Below are 18,130 nucleotides of genomic sequence, written 5' to 3' on the forward strand. Positions count from 1 at the left end.
TATGTGATTTAAGCGCCGCATGGCGGGGATAGATGGATCCATGGACAAATGGGGGCCGGCGGGATTGCCTGCCGCCGGTGTCGATTCCACATCGGTTTTGTCCAGTCTGATCGGTCACCCCTGGTATCTGCTAGCGATTTTGTGCCTGACGCAGATAGTCTGCTGGACGGCGATGCCCGCACTTATCAACGTCTCGCCGCCCAACGATGTCGTCGAAGGCTTCATGTGGGGACGCGAATGGGTGCTGTTGACCTACAAGCACCCACAACTTCCCGCATGGCTGCTCGAGACCAGCCATCTTCTGACCGGATCGTTCCGCTGGCCGCAATATCTCGTGGCCCAGCTGACGATCTCGGCCACTTTCGTCCTGGTCTATCTGCTGGCCCGTGACTTGCTCGGGCAGAGGCGCGCGCTGGCCGCCGTGCTTTTGATGCCGTCGCTCTATTTCTTCGGTTGGCCGACCCCGCAGTTCAATCATGACTACGCGCAGATGCCCTTCTGGGCAGCCATCTGCTGGCTGCTGTGGCGTGCGGGCCGTGGCGGCGGGCCGGGCTGGTGGCTGGCACTCGGACTGGTGTCGGGCGTCGGGCTCTACGCCAAGTTCTCGACCGGCCTGCTGTTGCTGTTCGGCGCCATCTGGCTGTTGTGCGACGCACGGGCACGCAGCCGGCTTGCCACGCCTTGGCCATGGCTTGGGCTCGCCGTTTTCGTCGCTGTCGCAGCGCCGCTGGCCGTCGAGCTCTACCGCATCGATTTCCTGCCGCTGACCTATGCCGCCTGGCGCGATCAATGGGTGCTGGCCCATCGCTCCCGCTTCTATTACATCGGCGTCCAGATGGCCGGGCTCTGCGGCTTTGTCCTGGTGCTGGCGATATCAGGGCTGCTGCGGCGCTCGCCCCCGCCGCAAGAGCCCGTCGGGCGCGGTACGCTGGTCTATCTCCTGTGGATGGGGGTTGGCCCGGCGATCCTCGTCATGGTGGCGTCCCTGTTCGCCGGCGTAGGCGAGGCCTGGGGCGCGCCGATGTACAATCTTGCTGGCGTTGTGGCGCTGGCTCTGCTGGGCCACCGTCTCGCCGACGTCGAGATGCGAAAGCTGGCGATCTGCGCGCTCATCTTCATTGTCGGCATCTCCGGTGCCTATGCGGGCATCCGCTGGACGAAATGCAATCTGCGCGGGCGCATGGACGCCGTCTGCTGGCCGGCGCAGAAGATCTCGGATGAGGCCGAGGCCGTCTGGCACGCGGCGGCGCCCGATCGGCTCGACATCGTTGGCGGCCATGGCCTTCTTGCGCCGCTGGCGGGCCTCAATGCCTATGACAAGCCGTCTATCTTCACCGACCTGAGCATGCAGTACGCCCCCTGGATCACCAAGGAGCGGCTGCGCGACCACGGCATACTCCTGGTCTGGCCTGGGCGCGACGTGCCAGCTCAGCTGCAGGCGTGGGTGGGCAACGTCCCGGTCAAGACCGTTCTTTTCGACTGGTCGCTCAAGGCGCCGCCGGTGGCGATCAGTTTTGCCGCCGTTCCGCCCGGCGCGCCGCAGTTGCCGGGTGCGATCGACAGCCTCGCCCAAACGAGCAACTGAAGCAGGTCGGCCAGTCTGCTGGACGAAGCAAGCGACAATGCCCATTTATGGGGAGATCCAAACTTGCTTTTGCGCAATTCCAGACGGAAAAACCGCTACACTTTTCCTGGAATTGCTTTTGAGGAGACGTGATAATGGCGACTTCGACCCAACGCGCAGTGCTTGCCGGCGGCTGTTTCTGGGGCATGCAGGATTTGATACGGCGCTATCCCGGCGTCATCTCCACCCGTGTCGGCTACAGTGGCGGCGACGTACCAAACGCCACCTACCGCAACCATGGCTCCCATGCCGAGGCCATCGAGATCAATTTCGATCCTGCCATCATCAGCTATCGCACGCTACTGGAGCGCTTTTTCCAGATCCATGATCCGACGACCCGCAACCGCCAGGGCAACGATGTCGGGATGAGCTATCGATCGGCGATCTACTACACCAGCGATGAGCAGAAGCGCGTTGCCGGAGACACCATCGCCGATGTCGACGCCTCCGGCCTGTGGCCGGGCAAGGTCGTCACCGAGGTCGCACCGGTCGGCGACTTCTGGGAAGCCGAGCCCGAGCATCAGGACTATCTGGAGAAATATCCCAACGGCTACACCTGCCACTTCGTCCGGCCGGGCTGGAAGCTGCCGGTTCGCGAGAAGGCGGTTTCGTAGGGTTCACAGGATCGGGGCCAGGCCCCGATCCACGCCTTGCCGATTGCCGCAGATCAAGCCTGCTGCGTCGGATAGAGCGTCAGGATGTTGACGTTGACCCTTGGCGGCTGCGCGACCGCGTAGAGCATGGCGGCGGCGATGTCCTCGCTCTCCAACTGCTCCATGTCGCCCAATCTTTGCTCGACCGCCATCCGCACATCGTCGCGCATGTTGGCGGTGAATTCGGTTCTGACCGCGCCGGGTTCGATCACTGTGACGCGGATACCGTCCTTGCCGATTTCGCGGCGCAGCGATTCCGCCATGGCGCTGGCCGCATGCTTGGTGCCGGAATAGACCACCGATGGATGGATGTAGCGGCCGGTGCCGGACGAGACGATGACGATGTGCCCCGATCCCTGCCGTTTCATCGCCGGCAGCGCCGCGTTGATCGCGTAGAGCAGACCCAGAATGTTGATATCGACCATTTCCCGGTATTCGCCGGTGGTGGTGTTCTGGAACGGGGCGGCGACGCCGACACCGGCAACATTGAACAGCATGTCCAGCCGGCCATAGTCTTCCAACACGCGCCGGACCATGGCGGCTGCCTGGGATTCGTCGGTGATGTCGGCCTCGATGGCCAAGGCTTCGCCGCCGTTGTCGCGGATGCGTGTGGCCAGATCGTCGAGCCGCTGCCGGCGCCGCGCCGCGATGGCGACGATCGCGCCTTGCGCCGCCAGCGCCAGCGCGGTTGCCGCGCCAATGCCCGAGGAGGCGCCGGTTACCAGGACGATTTTTCCATTGAGTTTCCGCATGTTCGTTGCTCCTGCTCAGAAGGAGATTCAAAGGCATTCGGTGCCGATCCTGCTCGGCACGTTGGAGCCATATCCTCAATCTGGACTGCAGACGCCCTACGGAGAATATGATAGAATATCATCATACTCATTGGAGAATCCGGTATAATGCGCGGTAGCGAGTATGCGGAGCTGAAGGCCTTTGCCGCTGTCGTCGCGCATGGCAGCTTTGCCCGTGCGGCTGAAGATCTCCGGATGTCGGCGTCGACGCTCAGCCAGACGATCCGTCAGCTCGAAGCGCGGCTTGGCCTGCGCCTGCTCAACCGCACGACCCGCAGCCTCTCGCTGACTGAAGCCGGCGCGCGCCTGCATGCGCGCTTCGCGCCGGCCATGGCCGAGATGGAGGCGGCGGTCGGCGATGCGACCGCCTTGCGCGACACGCCGGCCGGCATCTTGCGCGTCCATATGCCAAGCGTTGCCGCCGCCACCTATCTGGAGCCGGTGCTCGGCCGTTTTCACCAGGCATGGCCGGACATCGTGCTCGATGTGACGATCGACGATGCGGCCATCGATATTGTCGAGGCCGGCTATGACGTCGGCGCCAGGCTAGGCGAATTTCTCGAAGCCGACATGGTCGCCGTGGCGCTTGGCGGCACGCTGCGCCAACTCGCCGTGGCCTCGCCGGACTACATCGCTCGTTGCGGATCGCCGTCGGCACCGGTCGATCTGCTCCACCACCGCTGCATTAACTGGCGCCGGCCGGGCAGTGCTGGCCTCTATCCCTGGGAATTCGCCAGGGATGGCCAGTGGTTCTCGGTCGCGGTCAACGGCCCGCTTGTCGTCTCCAGCCGCGACATGGCGATTGCCGCCGCTGTGCAGGGTATCGGCATCGCCTTCTGGGCGGAAGACCTCATGCGCCCGCTGATCGATGCCGGCCGGCTGGTGTCGCTGCTGGATGATTGGTGCGCGACCTTTCCCGGCTGGTTCCTTTGCTATCAGAAGCAGCGTCATACACCACCGGCCGTACGCGCCTTCGTCGATTTCCTGCGCCATGCGCATGCCGGCCGCCAGACGCTGCCAGCTGGTTGAGCGTTTGTCGCTCGAAAGGCCGGGGTTTCGGTCGCGGCAGCGAAGGTTGCCGACAAACTCCGGTCCGGCAGCACCGACGGTTTGCGCTCAGGGCCTGGGCCTGGCGCAATGCTTTTGGCGCAGAGCACCGAAAAAACGGCTTTCGCTTCAGCTCGAATGGTGCTTTAACCCGCGCATCCACAGGGGTGCTCCGTACGGTCGGGGCTGAGACGGGGGCGGCAAGCCCACAGACCCTAGAAGCTGATCTGGGTAATACCAGCGGAGCGAGGCGGGCGATGTTTTCAGGCGCACAGATTTCCCTATATCCCATGGCCGACGATTTCGTCGGTGTCATCCTTGGCGCGCTGGGCGCGCTCGATCCCTACCGCGACCGGCTCAGGATCGAGACCGACGACATCTCGACCTTGTTGGTCGGGCCGCCCGAAGTGCTGTTTCCGGCGATCCGGGACCTGTTCGTGGCGGCGGCACGCAGCGGCAAACATTGCGTGCTGTCGGCCACCATCTCGCGCGGCTGCCCCGGCGAGCCGGATGATCCGATCTGCAGCTCCGATGCGCTTGGCGGACCTGCCAGGCCACTCGGCCCGCGCAAGGACGCGGCAATCGCGGCGGTGCGCGGCGCGGCCGCCACCGGCCAGCCGGCGGCAGCGCAGTTCTCGCTCTATGTGATGGGCACCGACGACCACATGGACGAGATCTACGGCTGCATCGATTTTCTCAAGCAGTCCGGCGTCTATGAGCGCTCGAAGCATTTCTGCACGAAATTGCGCGGGGATGCCGGCGCGATCTTTTCGGCGCTCGACGAGGCCTTTTGCCGCTTCGGGCCCGGCGCCGGCCACGTAACCCTCGACGTCACGGTCTCGGCCAACAGCCCGTCGGCCGTCTGAGCCAGCCGCGCTTTCGCGCGACCTCGTCAAAGGTTATGTCCGTGGCCTCACCATCAGTCGCTTCGCGCCCGATCGCGAGCCTTGTTGTCAAGACAGCACCAGCCGTGATCTCGGTCGGGCTGCTGCTTCTGGCGTGGCAGCTCTACGCCACGTGTTCCGGCATCAAGCCGACGACGCTGCCGGCGCCGTCGCGCGTGTTCGAGCAGGCGGTGCTCAATCGCGAGGTGCTGGTCGACAATGCCATTCCCACCATTCGCGCCACGCTGATCGGCTTTGCCTTTTCACTCGGCGCTGCTTTTGCGCTGTCGATGCTGGTCGATTTCTTCCAGCCGCTGCGGCGTGCGCTGTTTCCCGTTTTCATCGTCAGCCAAACCTTGCCGCTGGTGGCGATCGCGCCGCTGGTGGTGCTGTGGTTCGGCTTCGGGCTGACGCCCAAGATCATGCTGGTGGCGCTGGTCACCTTCTTTCCGATGCTAGTGGCACTGGTCGAGGGCTACGAGGCGACGGAGACCGAGATCGGCCAGATGCTGCGCGCGATGGGGGCAGGGCGCTGGCGCGTCTTCGTGCTGGCGCGGCTGCCGTCGGCGCTGCCCTATTTCTTCGCCGGCCTGAGGATATCCATCACCTATGCCGTGGTCGGCGCCATCTTCGCTGAATATGCCGGTGCGGCGAAGGGGCTGGGCATCTACATGCTCAACGCCAAGAACAATTTCCGCCCCGATCTGGTGCTGGCCGCCGTCGGTGTCAGCGCTGCGCTGACACTTGTCCTGTTCGCGTTGACGGTGCTGCTGCAGCGGCTTGTCATGCCCTGGGAACGGGCCGCCGGCAAGCAACCCGCCGGCATGGGGCCGCGGCCATGAGCAGGCTCGAGCTGCGGCATGTGCGCAAGGCCTTCGGCGGGCTCGACGTGCTTGCCGGCATTTCGCTCTGCGTCGGCGCCGGTGAATTCGTCTCCATCCTTGGTCCATCGGGCGCCGGCAAATCGACGCTGTTCCAGCTTCTGACCGGCGCGCAGCACGGCGAGGGCGAGATGTTCTTCGACGGCGCGCCGCTCGACGACTACGGCAGGCATTTCGCATTCATGCCGCAGCGTGACGCGCTGATGCCGTGGCGACGCATCCTCGACAACACGACGCTCGGGCTCGAAGTGCAAGGCGTCAGGCGCAAGGCGGCGCGGGCGCGCGTCGCGCCGCTGTTTGCCGAATTCGGGCTTGCCGGCTTCGAGCGGCATTTTCCGGCGCAGCTGTCGGGCGGCATGCGCCAGCGCGCGGCGCTTTTGCGCACCGTGGTGCAGGAGCGCGACATGCTGTTGCTCGACGAACCGTTCGGCGCGCTCGACGCACTGACCCGCACCGCCATGCAGCGCTGGCTGGAACAGATGTGGCGGCATCACCGCTGGACGGCGCTGCTGATCACCCACGATGTGCGCGAAGCCGTGTTCCTGTCCGACCGAATCTATGTGTTGTCGGCACGCCCGGCCCGCATCGTCCGCGAAATCAAGGTGCCGCTGCCGCGGCCGCGCGATCCCACCGGAGTGGCCGCGCTGCAGGCAAGCACGCTTGAAGCCGAGATTCTCGACATCATCCTCAATCCCGGACCCAACCCACACCCATCCAAAGGATACGATCATGACTGACTTGACGCGCCGGCAAGCCTTGTTGCTGACCCTTGCCACGGGTGTTCCACTCATTGCCGGAGCGGGCCGGGCTCAAACGCAATCGGCGGTACAAAAGGTCACCGTCGCACTAGACTGGACGGTCAACACCAACCACATCGGGCTGTTCGTCGCCCGCGACAAAGGCTTCTATTCCGAAGCCGGACTCGAGGTCGACATCCTGCCCTACAGCGATACTGGGGCCGGCACGCTCGTTGCCAACCGCGTCGCCGATTTCGGCATCAACGGCACCATCAGCCTGTTCACCCAGAAAGCCGCCGGAGCTGACCTGAAGGGGGTCTATGCCGTGGTGCAATCCGAAACCGGCCGGCTGGTGTTCAACGCGTCGCGCAGCGAGATCAAAAGCCCGAGAGACCTTGACGGCCTGACCTATGGCGGCTTCGGCAGTGCCTGGGAAAACGCGCTGATCGGCACCATCATCCGCCACGATGGTGGCAAGGGCAAATTCGAGACGGTGACGCTCGGCACTTCGGCCTATGAGGCGCTGGCCAACGGTTCGGTCGATTTCACGCTGGAGGTCTCGACCTGGGAAGGTGTCGAAGCCGAGTTGAAGGGCGTCAGGCAGCGCAGCTTCATCTATGCCGACCATGGCGTGCCTGACGAGCACACGACACTGATCTCTTCGAGCGAAGCCTATCTCCAGGCAAACCCCAAACCTGCGGCCGCCTTCGTCCAGGCGACGCGGCGCGGCTACCAGTTCGCCGTCGACCATCCCGATGCGGCTGCCGCAATTCTGATCGCCGCCAACAAGGACGCGCTGACCAATCCGGCACTGATCGAGGCTTCGCTGAAGGCACTGATCGACGGCCATTACCTGCGCAGCCAAAACGGCGCCATCGGCACCATGGATCCGGCGCGAATGGACGCGATCGGCGACTACCTCTTCGCGTCCGGCATTCTGCGCGATGCCGACGGCAATCCGACCAAATCACGCCCGGATTTCGGGGGGTATTTCAGCAATACCTATCTGGGGTAGGTGACCAATCTGCCCCTGAGGGGAAGACCAGGAACTCGGGTGGTAGCCCAGTTGCTGGCGATCCAATAGAGCAGGGCGGTTTTGACATGTTCGCCCCGGCTCGCCCTGCAGCGACAAGGCAACCCTCCCCAAACCTGTTACAAGTCCTCGCCGGGTGCCTGTTCACGGCAGGTGCCGGCGCGTTTTGGATCAAGTTCGATCGCGCGCCGGCAGTCGTCGGCGGCGCTCTCATAGTTTCCCTGCGACGCCTTGGCGAGTGCGCGGTCATAATAAGCTTCGGCGTTGTAGGGATCCCGCTCGATTGCCCGGCTGAATTCGCTGATGGCGTCGCCGACGTTGCCTCGAATCTGCAGATCCAGCCCGCGCTGGATGCTCGAAGCTACGACGCCGGAATTATCCTGTTCGGGAAAGACGACAGGTTCGGCCGGCTTGGCCGCCTTGGGCGCAGCCGGGGATTCTGCGCCCGTCGCCTGCGTGCTGCATGCGCCGGTTTTTTTCGGATCAAGCTCGATGGCTTTTCGGCAATCAGCGGCTGCGCCGACGAGGTCTCCTTCGATCGTCTTGGCCAAGGCCCGATTGAAGTAAGCGCCGCTTTTGGGATCAAGGCTGATCGCCTTGTCATAGTCGGCGATTGCCCGGCCATGGTCGTTTCTGTCGGCCCACACCGTGCCGCGGGCAAAATAGGCGTTGGCGAAACGTGGGTCGATTTCGATCGCCCGGTCGAAATCGGCAATGGCGCCATCACTGTCGCCTTTGGCCGCCAGGTTGATACCGCGGTTGAGGTGAGGCGCGGCGTCCTTCGGATCGAGGCGGATCGCCTCGTCATATTCTGCCGTGCTCCTCTCCAGGTCGCCTTTTCGAGACCAGATAAAACCGAGGTTGTTGTGTGCCTTGCCGTTGTTCGGGTTGGCGATGATGGCTTGCTGGAAATCGTCGATGGCCCGTTCATTGTCGCCGCGGTTCATCCAGACAAGGCCCCGATCGAGGTAGGCCTCGCTGTTTTTCGGATCGAGGCCGAGCGCCGTGTTGTAGTCGGTCATGGCGCGCTGATCGTCGCCTTTTTGCGCCCAGGCATAGCCGCGAGCCGTGTAAGCCTTGGCAAATTTCGGATCGAGTACGATTGCCTGGTTGAAATCGAGCACGGCGCGGTCGCCCTTGTCTGTGCGGAACAGTGCCAGGCCACGCTTGTAAAAGGCGTCGGCGGCGCTCGGGTCGAGGCTGATCGCCTTGTCGAAATCGGCGATGGCGCGTTTATCGTCACCCTTCTTGAACCATGCCGTTCCGCGATTGAGATAGCTTTTGGTATATTGCGGATTGATGTTGATTGCCTGATCGAAGTCGATGATGGCGCGGTCGCTATCGCCCTTGTTGAACCACGCTGTACCTCTGTTGTAGTAGGCCGCCGGCTCGTTAGGGTCGAGGCTGACGGCCTGGTCGTAGTCGGCGATTGCGCGGTCATAGTCGCGCTTGTCATTCCACGCGATGCCGCGGTTGAAATAGGCGATCATGCGGTTGTCGTAGAATTCCCCCTTGTCCTCCGCGATCGGCGTGCAGGCCGCGATGCGCTGGTCCGGCTCGATGTCTTTGCCGATGCAGCCGGCATAGTCCTTCTCCGCCGCGAGAGCTGGTGCGTTCAGAGCGAGAAAGACGGCAAGCCCAGCCGACAGCGGCCAGCCGGGCGAAGTTTTCATCAGCGCACTCAATCCAATCGCGGCGGCAGCCAGCCCCACACCTTTCCAGCTCGCCATATATCGCTGGTCCTCCCCCCGAAACCCTTGTCCGCCTTGGCGGTAATCCTCGTATTGTTCCTTATTTGTTCCAAAATGCAAGCATAAATTGTAGACCTGCCCCCAAAGTGACTAAACCCGATCGCATGCTCGACGCAGAGGCGATTTAGCGAGGTTTCGACCTTGCCGGTTAACTGCCCGGCAATGGTTGCATGCAATGGTCGCCCTGAGGGATCATTGGGATGCTTGCGTTGCTCATATCAAAAAGTGAAGCCCTTTCGCACGTCAACGACGATGGAATTTTGTCCGCAGCCCGAAAGCGCGAAATCCTGGTCGACTTGCGGGAAGGCTTCTTTCGCGCCTGCGCGCTGGCTTTCGCGGGGCTGTTTGTCTATCGCGGCCTATATCACCTTATCCTCGACCCGACCCGTCTCAATGTGGCGCTGGTGGCGACTTCCGAGATTCTTACCTTCACCTGGCTGCTTCTGTCGCGGCGGCCGCAGGTTCGCGACTGGAACCCGCTCACGGTGATTGTCTCCATCATCGCCAGCTTCGGTGTCGGCTTCATCACCCTGGAGCCAGGCGCTGCCATCATCCCGGTCTATGTCGCGGCGCCGCTGCAAGCCCTGGCGTTGAGTTTCGTGATCTGGGGAAAGATATCGCTGGGGCGTTCGTTCGCCATCTTGCCGGGCAATCGCGGCGTGATGACCGGCGGTGCCTACCGCCTTGTACGACACCCGATCTATGCCGGTTATCTGATCGGCCATGTCCTGTATCTACTGTCGGCCTTTTCCTTCTACAATCTCGCCGTCTACGCCGTCATCACGTTCTTCCAGGTGCATCGCATCCTGCGCGAAGAGGCGCTGCTTGCCGCCACGCCGGAATACCGGGACTATATGCAGCGCGTCCATTACAGGCTGTTCTACGGGATCGTCTGACAACAAGGCGCCGCTAAGGCTGGAAAACGCCAGGGGCCTGCCGTCGCAAGGTGGTGGGCCTTTTTCATTTTGTCGGCGAATCTTCTTCATGCATGCGCCGGCGCGGCAATCTCGCGGAACGGTAAGGCCGCTCGAACGTTCACGTCATCGAAACATCGCGTACGACGATGTTCAAATCGGCGCGTCAGCGTCTACAGGAGCGGGAAAACCATGAGCCTTGGAACCATACTCATCATTCTTCTTGTCATTGCGCTGCTTGGAGGTTTCAGCGGCTTCGGCGGTGGTCCGTTCTACGGAACCGGCTACTATGGCGGCGGCGGCCTGGGGCTCGTGCTGCTCATCATCATCGTGCTTGTCGTGCTCGGGCGCATTTAGCCGTGCCGCTCGATCGTCGCCGGGCAATCGCAATCTCGTGACCGTGCCGATGCCGGCCTGCACCGGATTGTGATGTTTGCAAGCCGGCTTGTGATGCGGCTTGTTTCGAAACTTTTGTAAGATGGCCGCGGTCCACACCCCCCGTGGAAACAAGAGGAAAGGGTCCCACCCCTTGTCCTCCTCCAAGGCCCGCTCCGGTTTCGCCCGTGGCGGGCTTTTGCGTTGTGGTCGAGGGAACCGCCTTGCGTCGAGACAGTTGAGTTACGGAAGGCTGCCCAATGCCCGTGACGCTCCGGACGACACTCTGCGAAATTCGCGATGATCTTCACGTCCTGCGGCGGATGGTGGCGGCTCGCGGCCATATCGAGACCATCCAGGGAATCGATGCGCTGATTGGTGTGGCTGAAGCAGAGGCCGTCAAGGTCATCCGCCGCATCGATCGCGCTGCCTGAAACAGAAAGAAGGACCGCGATGAACGTCAAGGAGATGACGCGGCTGGACTGCGTCGCCCTGCTGAAGACCCAACGCCTTGGCCGCCTGGCCTGTGTGCGCGACCTCAGACCCTATGTGGTGCCGATCCATTTTGCCTTCGGCGACAACGCCATTTTCAGTTTCTCGCTTCCCGGCAGGAAGGTCGAGTGGATGCAGGCCAACCCCCGCGTCTGCCTGCAGGTCGATGATGTCGGTGGTCCGCACGGCTGGAGGAGCGTCGTCGTGGACGGCCTCTTCGAGGAATTGCCGAAAGGGCCGGACCTGGATGATAGCGCTGCCGGAGCCGAAAGGATGACTGCCACGATCGACAGCGAGCGCAAATTTGCCTGGTCGCTTCTTGCAAAGCATCCGAACTGGTGGGAACCGGGAGCCCTGAAGCCAAGCGCTGCGCCAGCGGTTTCGGGCAGCCATCTCTTCTATCAGATCAGGATCGAGGCGATATCCGGAAGGCAGGCATCGTGGTAGCGGCTTTTACGCCGCTCGCGGCACCCGCGAGGTGAATGTCGCCCGGGTCACCGACACGCTGGTGCCGTCAGCGTCGCTGATGATGTCCACCTTGGCCTCCAGCTGTTTGACGAGCGCCTCGACGATGGCCGTTCCAAGCCCGGTAGCCGGTACGTCGTTGGCGATCTTGCCGACGCCATTATCCGAAACCGTCAGTTTCCAGTCGCTGCCCGCGGTCTCGTAGCTGACCTGGATGCGAGCGTCGGCCTTCTCCTTTGGGAAGGCATATTTGATGGCATTGAGGACGAGTTCGGTGACGATCAGTCCCAAGCTGACTGCCCTTTGCGAATCCATCCTGCCGCCTTCGGCCGTCACGGTGACCGTGATCGGCTGAGCTTCGCCGACCATCGACGAGGCGAGGCTACTGCACAGTTTCGGCAGGTAGGAGCCGACATCGATCTCGTCGACACCGGCCGAGGTGTGGAGATGGCGTTGCACCTCCGCCACCGACAGAACGCGTTGATGGGCGTCCTTGAGGTGCTGGCGCGTCTCTTCCGATGTGACCGAGCGTGCCTTCAGCAACAGGATGCTGGCGATGATCTGCAGGCTGTTGGCGACCCGATGCTCCATCTCGCGCAGCAGGACGTCCTTCTGCCGAAGCAGATCCTCGGTGCGGCTGAGCAATTCTTCCTTTTCCCGCTCGATGACCCGACGGGCGGTTATATCGTTGAAGGCGAGAAGGATGGTGATGGCCGGACTGTGGTCGTAAAGCACCTTGCGGGCGTTGAGCAGCATGGTGCGGCGGCCGATGCGCGGGAAATCATGCTCGACCTCGAAGCCGTCCATGGCGGTCTTCTCGGGAATGATCGTCTCCAGCAGCAAGCGAAGTGCTGGAATATCCCACTGACCGTCGCCGAGCGCGTAGAGCAGCGAGCCCTGGGTCTGCGCGGGGTCGACTTCAAATGTCTTGTAGAAGGAGCGGCTGGCCGCCAGAACGCGAAACTGCTCGTCGAGGACGAGAAACGGCTCGGTGATCGTGTTGACGATCGCCTGCGCCAGCGTCTGCGCGTCCTCGATATTCGCAATGGGTTGAAACATGGGCACAAAGCCAAATGAGCGGCGTTCTGCCACCCCAAACAAGGACATTACACATTCGCTCGGCCATTGTCGCGAAGTGAATCCGCGGGCACGGTGATGTGATGTCTCACATCGCCGCTGAAAAAAGGCGGGCATTTGGCCCGCCTTTATCAAGCTGTTCTATCCGGGCATGCGCCCAAATCGCGGTGTGTCAGTTCGCGCCGCCGAGCTGCTTGGTCATCTTGCAGAAGTTGTCATGCAACTTGGCAATGGCCTCGTCGCCACATTCCTTCGTCATGCCGGCGCGGTCTTCTTCCTTCATGGCCATCCAAACGGTCTTGAATTCCGCCTCTGACTTCATGGTCTTCATGTCGGCATCGGTGAAGAAGGGCGACATCTTCGCCGGATCGTCGAGCGCGGATGTATTGCCAGCGGCAAGCGCCGAGCCAGTCATCATCGCAAGCGCCATCGCGCCCATCGTGAGCATCTTGAAGTTCATCTGGGGGATTCCTCTCTGTGGAGGTCATTGGAATAAACGACCTGCTGATTAACGGTATCGAGAGAACTCAGTTCCTTCAGATGTACGAATATTAAAACGAAGTTCTATTCTATGGGCTCTGTCTGGGACGCGGCCGAGCCAAATTGGAGGCGATATTCCCGCCCTGGCCGCCGACGTCGAGTTCGGGGCCAGGATCCCGGGCCAACAGACTACTCCATGTCAGGCACGTCGCCGCTGACGAACAGCGTGTTCGGCGGGCCGTACTCGCCAAGCGCCGGGTCCGCCTCGCGGCTCCAGGCGATAACGCCGGCATGTTTTACCGCCAGAGCCCTGGCGGTGCGGATGGCCCGGTCCTCGCTCTGCTGGTCGGCGGGTCCAAAGGCTGGAAACAATTCGCCATCCTCACCGCGATCGAACGCGACCACGACGATCAGTTTGGGACTTTTCTGGCCATTTGAATCGGACATCTTGCACCTTTCTTCCGGAACCTATCACAATACAGGAAATTGGGTCGGCACGTTCGATTTCGGGAGGTGGCGTGGTGCGAGACCAGCGTTTCGATGAGCCGGTCAGGATCGCGCTCGGCAGATCGCGAAACTCGATCTTCAACGTGGAGCGGGTCGCTCAGGCCGCCGATATTCTGATGAACCGCTGGCCGGTTGCGACAGGGCAAAGACACATGGCTGCCCGCAAGGTCTGCCTGGCCGTGCTTGAGGGCAAGAAGGAAGCCTCGGCGGCACGGGCAGCGTTCATCAGCGCCGCTATCGAGGCAGACATCCTCGTTGAACCTCGTGAAGTTTCGATGCCATAGAACTGTCGGGCCAAAATTGCATCAGGGCTTTGCTCTATCCTCTTGATTGATCGTTGTCTTTTCTGCGTTCGGATCGGTTTTTCGAAGTCCAAATTGCAGGAGTTTCCGCACCATTCAGTACCGGCAGGGCTTGCCTTCGGCATGCCGTTGACACGGCATCCTCATCCGTATATTGAACAGGACTATACAGGTTCACTAGACAGGTACGCATATGAAGCGCCGCGCGGTTCAACTGTCTCCTGGCACGGGCAAGCCCGAGCAGATCGCCACAGTCCTGGAGCACGAAATCCGCTCCGGCGTACTCGGTTTCGGCGACCGCCTGCAAAGCGAGAACGAGCTGGTCCAGCGCTTCTCCGTCAGCCGCAACACGGTTCGCAAGGGCCTCGAGGAACTGTCCAGCCGCGGGCTGATCACCACCAAGGTCGGCATCGGCTCGTTCGTCACCTTCGATGGCAAGCCAGTCGACGATGCGATCGGCTGGTCGCGGGCGCTCGCCGATGCAGGCGCCAATGCCGAGACCCGGACGCTGCGGCTGGAGGTGATCGAGGACGCCGACCTGGCCGCCTGGCTCGGCATTGAAAGCCCGTTTTTCATTGCCGTCGACCGGGTGCGCACGAACGCCAGCGACGGCCATGCGATTTCCATCGAGCGCAGTCGGCTGCCGCTGTCGCCGGAACTGGAGGACGTACCGCTGCGCGGCCTGCGCGAGGGTTCGCTGCACCAGACTCTGCGTGACGCTGGTCTCATTCCGGACCATGGCGAGGAATGGGTGGAGATCGAGATGCTCAATGCCGAGGACGCCGCCATCCTCGGCTGTCCGCAAGGCACGCCGTTCCTGCGCGGCCGCCGGTTGACCCGCGCCGCCGATGACCGGCCCATCGAATATGTCACCAGCCTGCTCAACCCGGCGCATTTCGCGCTGCATATGAGGTTCTGAGCGATGTCGGATGCAACCAGCAAGGCGATCGACCGCGCCATGGGCGCACTTGTCGGCGGGGCGATCGGCGATGCGCTGGGCATGCCGACGCAGCTTCTGTCGCCGGCCCGCATCGCCGAGCTCTATGGCCATGTCGACGATTTCGTCGCCCCGGTGGCCGACCACCCGGTGTCGAAAGGGCTTCTGGCCGGCACGGTCACCGACGACACCGAACAGGCGCTTCTGCTTGGCCGCATCCTGGTGGAGTCCGGCGACCGCTTCGACCATGCGCGCTGGGTCAACGCGCTGCTCGACTGGGAGCGCGAGGTCAAGGCACGCGGCAGCTACGATCTGCTGGGGCCGTCGACCAAGCGCGCCATCGATGCCATCAACAATGGCGTGCCGGCGGAAGAGGCCGGGCGCGGCGGCGACACCAATGGTGCGGCCATGCGTATTGCCCCTGTCGGCATCATGATGCCGCTGGAGCCGCTCGACGCGCTGGTCGCCAAGGTGGCGGAGGCCTGCCGGGCGACGCACAACACTTCGATCGCCATCGCTTCAGCCGCCGCCGTCGCTGCCGCCGTCAGCCGCGGCGTCGCGGGCAGCGGCTGGCGCGGCGCGTCCGACAGCGCCGTTGCGGCGGCCAGGCGAGGGGCGACGCTCGGCAATTGGGTGACCGGCGGCGACATCGCCGCGCGCATCGTATGGGCGCAGGATATCGTGCGTGGCAAGGCGCTGAAGGATGCGGTCCGGCTGATCACCGAGCTGGTCGGCACCGGCGTCGCCAGCCAGGAATCGGTTCCGGCCGCCTTCGCTGTGCTGGAAGTCGCCGGCGGCGATCCATGGCAAGCGGCGGTCATCAGCGCCAATCTCGGCGGCGACACCGACACGATCGGCGCCATCGCGGCGGGCATGGCCGGCGCCTGCGCCGGCTTTTCCCGATTGCCGCAACAGCAGATCGCCAGGCTCGTCGGCATCGACATGTCAGAGGTTCGCTCGCTTGCCGCCGATCTCGTGGAGGCAAGGTTGGCGAAAACCGGCTCCGGCAAGGACGCGGCGGCATGAGCGGGCGCCTCGTCCATATCGGCAGCGCCGTGGTCGACTATGTCTACCGTATCGACGCCTTGCCGGCGCCTGGCGCTGAGAAGACCGCATCCAGCTTCGCCCAGGTCGCCGGCGGCGGCTTCAACATGATGGTCGCGGCCTCCCGCACCGGCATGAGAGTGGTATTTGGCGGCCAGCTCGGCAGCGGACCGAATGGCGATTTTTTGCGCGCCGCCTTCGCCAGCGAAGGTATCGAGACGCTGACGCCGCCATCACCTGTCATGGACAGCGGCAACTGCGTCGCCATGATCAGCGCCGACGCCGAGCGCACCTTCGTCTCGTGGCCAGGAGCGGAGAGCGTGCTCAGCCTCGACATGATGGAGCCCGTGGGTGTCGCGTCGGGGGATTGGGTGTTCACCTCCGGCTATACGCTGAGCTATCCGGCAAGCCGCGACGCGCTCACCGACTGGATCGAGGCACTGCCGGCAGACATTCCCCTCGTCTTCGATCCGACGCCGGTGATATCGGACATTCCGCGCCCCATCCTGTCGCGGGTACTCGCCCGCACCACCTGGCTGAGCTGCAACACGACGGAAGCGGGCGAGATTGCCGGTTCGGGCGACGTTGAAACGGTCGCCGCGCGGCTGCTGGACGATCACTGCCCGAAGGCAGCGGGCGTGGTCATCCGCGCCGGCGCCAAGGGCTGCCTCGTGCGGCTGGCCGATGGCTCGGCGCGGACAATTGCCGGCTTCAAGGTTGCCGCCATCGACACCAATGGCGCCGGCGACACCCATATCGGCGCCTTCGTCGGCGCCCTGGCGCGCGGCATCCCGCCCTTCGAGGCAGCGCGCTACGCCAATGCGGCGGCCGCCATTTCGGTCACCCGCCATGGCGGCTCGTCGGCGCCGGCCGATCACGAAATCCAGACATTCCTTAGCCATGCCGCCGACCCGTCGCGCGCAGGCCGGACACAGGAGGCCAATGCATAACTGCCAGAAAGCCTGACAAGCCCGGGAAAGCGGGCAAACCCACAGAGAGGAACCAACCATGCGCATGCCTCACTTGACTGCTCTGCTGACGGCGACCGCCGTCTTCACCTCCGCACTCGCCTTCGCCGCCAAGGCCGACGACGTGCATGTGCTCAACTGGAAGGGCTACGGAACCGACGAGCCGTGGGCCGTTGCGGCTTTCGAAAAGGCCACCGGCAACAAGGTCATCAACGACTTCTTCAATTCCGAACAGGAAATGCTGACCAAAATCCGGACCAATCCCGGCCTCTATGACGTCGTCATGATCAATGCCGCCTTCAACGACCAGGCGATGGACGGAAAGCTGATCCAGCCGATCGACACTTCCAAGTTGCCGAACTACGCCGACATCAGCAAGGACAAGGCAGGCTCGCCAATGCTTGTCCATGACGGCAAGGTCTATGGCGTGCCGTGGGTGTGGGGTCTGACGGCGCTCGCCATCAACGAGAAATCCTTCGACAAGCCGCCAACCAGCATCGCCGAGATGTGGGATGCCGCCCACAAGGGACGTGTCGTCATTCGTGACGATGCCGTCGAGGCGGTGCAGTTCGGCGCCATCGCCACCGGCCAGAACATCAACGACATCAAGGATATGGACGCCGTCAAGGCGAAGCTCACCTCGCTGATGCCGCAGATCAAGACGTTCTGGAGCTCGGAGAACGACTGGAACCAGATGGTCGCATCCAACCAGATCGACATCGGTACCTATTGGAGCGGCTCGGCCGACCGCGCCAAGACGCACTTCAAGCTGCCGGTCGCGCTGGTTGTTCCGCAGGAAGGCGCCGTCGCCTGGCTCGACGCCTTTTCCATTCCGGTCGGCGCCAAGAACGTCGCTGGCGCCGAGGCCTTCATCAACTACATGATCGACCCGAAATTCTATGTCGAATGGGTCACCAAGGTGGGCGCGCCGGTGTCGGCGAACACCAAGGCAGTGCAAGCTCTGCCCGAGGATGCCTTCAACCGCAAGGTGATGGGCGACCCCGAAGTGGCCAAGCGCATCCAGTTCCAGGCGCCGATCACCGACGCACAGCGCGAGGCCTATCTGGCGCTTTGGCAGCAGCTCAAGGTCGACGTGAAGTAAAGCTCGCGTCCGGGCCAGCCGGCGGTTCGCGCCGGTTGGCACTTTCAATCCTGGGGAGGAGGGTAT

Annotated in this window: 21 protein-coding genes and 1 riboswitch; of the genes, 16 read left to right on the forward strand and 5 right to left on the reverse strand. The window is 63.1% G+C overall.

Annotation, left to right across the window (positions count from 1 at the left end; genetic code table 11):
- Positions 1–40: 40 nt before the first annotated feature.
- Positions 41–1,585 (forward strand): glycosyltransferase family 39 protein, encoded by a 1,545-nt coding sequence (locus tag AC1D10_RS18380; RefSeq protein ID WP_477274258.1) that lies wholly within the window; start codon positions 41–43, stop codon positions 1,583–1,585.
- Between the two features lie 134 nt (positions 1,586–1,719).
- Positions 1,720–2,238 carry a peptide-methionine (S)-S-oxide reductase MsrA gene (gene msrA, locus AC1D10_RS18385; RefSeq protein ID WP_477274260.1) on the forward strand — a complete coding sequence of 173 codons (519 nt, stop codon included), beginning with the start codon at positions 1,720–1,722 and terminating at the stop codon, positions 2,236–2,238.
- A gap of 53 nt (positions 2,239–2,291) precedes the next feature.
- On the opposite strand, the gene AC1D10_RS18390 is transcribed toward msrA, so the two are convergent.
- On the reverse strand, positions 2,292–3,029 hold the full coding sequence (locus AC1D10_RS18390; RefSeq protein ID WP_477274262.1) for an SDR family oxidoreductase: 738 nt from the start codon (positions 3,027–3,029) through the stop codon (positions 2,292–2,294).
- A 147-nt stretch (positions 3,030–3,176) separates the two neighbouring features.
- Here AC1D10_RS18390 and AC1D10_RS18395 point away from each other — a divergent pair, with 147 nt between their 5' ends.
- The 5 genes from AC1D10_RS18395 to AC1D10_RS18415 all read left to right on the forward strand — a co-directional run bounded on the left by AC1D10_RS18395 (position 3,177) and on the right by AC1D10_RS18415 (position 7,632).
- Positions 3,177–4,097, forward strand: a complete 921-nt coding sequence (locus AC1D10_RS18395) for a LysR family transcriptional regulator (protein ID WP_477274264.1) — start codon at positions 3,177–3,179, stop codon at positions 4,095–4,097.
- Positions 4,098–4,268: 171 nt separating this feature from the next.
- Positions 4,269–4,382: riboswitch (TPP riboswitch) on the forward strand.
- Positions 4,373–4,981 carry a YkoF family thiamine/hydroxymethylpyrimidine-binding protein gene (locus tag AC1D10_RS18400; RefSeq protein WP_477274266.1) on the forward strand — a complete coding sequence of 203 codons (609 nt, stop codon included), beginning with the start codon at positions 4,373–4,375 and terminating at the stop codon, positions 4,979–4,981. Its footprint overlaps the riboswitch before it by 10 nt.
- A gap of 35 nt (positions 4,982–5,016) precedes the next feature.
- On the forward strand, positions 5,017–5,841 hold the full coding sequence (locus AC1D10_RS18405; protein WP_477274268.1) for an ABC transporter permease: 825 nt from the start codon (positions 5,017–5,019) through the stop codon (positions 5,839–5,841).
- Positions 5,838–6,617 (forward strand): ABC transporter ATP-binding protein, encoded by a 780-nt coding sequence (locus AC1D10_RS18410; RefSeq protein ID WP_477274270.1) that lies wholly within the window; start codon positions 5,838–5,840, stop codon positions 6,615–6,617. The genes AC1D10_RS18405 and AC1D10_RS18410 overlap by 4 nt, the downstream gene beginning before the upstream one ends.
- A complete protein-coding gene (locus AC1D10_RS18415) occupies positions 6,610–7,632 on the forward strand; it encodes an ABC transporter substrate-binding protein (protein ID WP_477274272.1) in 1,023 nt (340 codons plus the stop codon). Before AC1D10_RS18410 ends, AC1D10_RS18415 begins: the two co-directional genes overlap by 8 nt.
- A 137-nt stretch (positions 7,633–7,769) precedes the next feature.
- Here AC1D10_RS18415 and AC1D10_RS18420 read toward each other — a convergent pair whose 3' ends face one another.
- Positions 7,770–9,380, reverse strand: coding sequence for a tetratricopeptide repeat protein (locus tag AC1D10_RS18420; RefSeq protein ID WP_477274274.1), 1,611 nt, complete (start codon positions 9,378–9,380; stop codon positions 7,770–7,772).
- 281 nt (positions 9,381–9,661) lie between these two features.
- On the opposite strand from AC1D10_RS18420, the gene AC1D10_RS18425 reads away from it, so the two are divergent.
- The 4 genes from AC1D10_RS18425 (at position 9,662) to AC1D10_RS18440 (ending at position 11,629) form a co-directional block, all read left to right on the forward strand.
- Positions 9,662–10,297 (forward strand): methyltransferase family protein, encoded by a 636-nt coding sequence (locus AC1D10_RS18425; protein WP_477274276.1) that lies wholly within the window; start codon positions 9,662–9,664, stop codon positions 10,295–10,297.
- Between the two features lie 210 nt (positions 10,298–10,507).
- Positions 10,508–10,672 carry a DUF3309 family protein gene (locus tag AC1D10_RS18430; RefSeq protein ID WP_379103714.1) on the forward strand — a complete coding sequence of 55 codons (165 nt, stop codon included), beginning with the start codon at positions 10,508–10,510 and terminating at the stop codon, positions 10,670–10,672.
- Positions 10,673–10,950: 278 nt separating this feature from the next.
- A complete protein-coding gene (locus AC1D10_RS18435; protein ID WP_477274278.1) occupies positions 10,951–11,124 on the forward strand; it encodes a hypothetical protein in 174 nt (57 codons plus the stop codon).
- Between the two features lie 19 nt (positions 11,125–11,143).
- Positions 11,144–11,629, forward strand: coding sequence for a pyridoxamine 5'-phosphate oxidase family protein (locus AC1D10_RS18440; RefSeq protein ID WP_477274280.1), 486 nt, complete (start codon positions 11,144–11,146; stop codon positions 11,627–11,629).
- 6 nt (positions 11,630–11,635) lie between these two features.
- Here AC1D10_RS18440 and AC1D10_RS18445 read toward each other — a convergent pair whose 3' ends face one another.
- The 3 genes from AC1D10_RS18445 to AC1D10_RS18455 form a co-directional block, all read right to left on the reverse strand.
- Positions 11,636–12,706, reverse strand: coding sequence for a sensor histidine kinase (locus AC1D10_RS18445; RefSeq protein ID WP_477274282.1), 1,071 nt, complete (start codon positions 12,704–12,706; stop codon positions 11,636–11,638).
- Between the two features lie 190 nt (positions 12,707–12,896).
- Positions 12,897–13,184 carry a hypothetical protein gene (locus AC1D10_RS18450; protein ID WP_477274284.1) on the reverse strand — a complete coding sequence of 96 codons (288 nt, stop codon included), beginning with the start codon at positions 13,182–13,184 and terminating at the stop codon, positions 12,897–12,899.
- Between the two features lie 209 nt (positions 13,185–13,393).
- Positions 13,394–13,651, reverse strand: coding sequence for a hypothetical protein (locus AC1D10_RS18455; protein WP_477274286.1), 258 nt, complete (start codon positions 13,649–13,651; stop codon positions 13,394–13,396).
- Between the two features lie 71 nt (positions 13,652–13,722).
- Here AC1D10_RS18455 and AC1D10_RS18460 point away from each other — a divergent pair, with 71 nt between their 5' ends.
- The 5 genes from AC1D10_RS18460 (at position 13,723) to AC1D10_RS18480 (ending at position 18,064) form a co-directional block, all read left to right on the forward strand.
- Entirely contained in the window at positions 13,723–13,995 is a 273-nt protein-coding gene (locus AC1D10_RS18460) for a DUF982 domain-containing protein (protein ID WP_379103703.1), read from the forward strand.
- A gap of 211 nt (positions 13,996–14,206) precedes the next feature.
- On the forward strand, positions 14,207–14,932 hold the full coding sequence (locus tag AC1D10_RS18465) for a GntR family transcriptional regulator (RefSeq protein WP_477274288.1): 726 nt from the start codon (positions 14,207–14,209) through the stop codon (positions 14,930–14,932).
- 3 nt (positions 14,933–14,935) lie between these two features.
- Positions 14,936–15,976: an ADP-ribosylglycohydrolase family protein gene (locus tag AC1D10_RS18470; protein WP_477274290.1), complete on the forward strand. Its 1,041-nt coding sequence runs from the start codon at positions 14,936–14,938 to the stop codon at positions 15,974–15,976.
- The gene (locus AC1D10_RS18475; protein WP_477274292.1) at positions 15,973–16,944 is read left to right on the forward strand and encodes a PfkB family carbohydrate kinase; all 972 of its coding nucleotides are present in this window, start codon (positions 15,973–15,975) and stop codon (positions 16,942–16,944) included. The genes AC1D10_RS18470 and AC1D10_RS18475 overlap by 4 nt, the downstream gene beginning before the upstream one ends.
- 58 nt (positions 16,945–17,002) lie before the next feature.
- Positions 17,003–18,064, forward strand: coding sequence for an ABC transporter substrate-binding protein (locus AC1D10_RS18480; RefSeq protein ID WP_477274294.1), 1,062 nt, complete (start codon positions 17,003–17,005; stop codon positions 18,062–18,064).
- The last annotated feature ends 66 nt before the right edge of the window (positions 18,065–18,130 follow it).

This window comes from Mesorhizobium sp. P2_A8, from assembly GCF_056404935.1.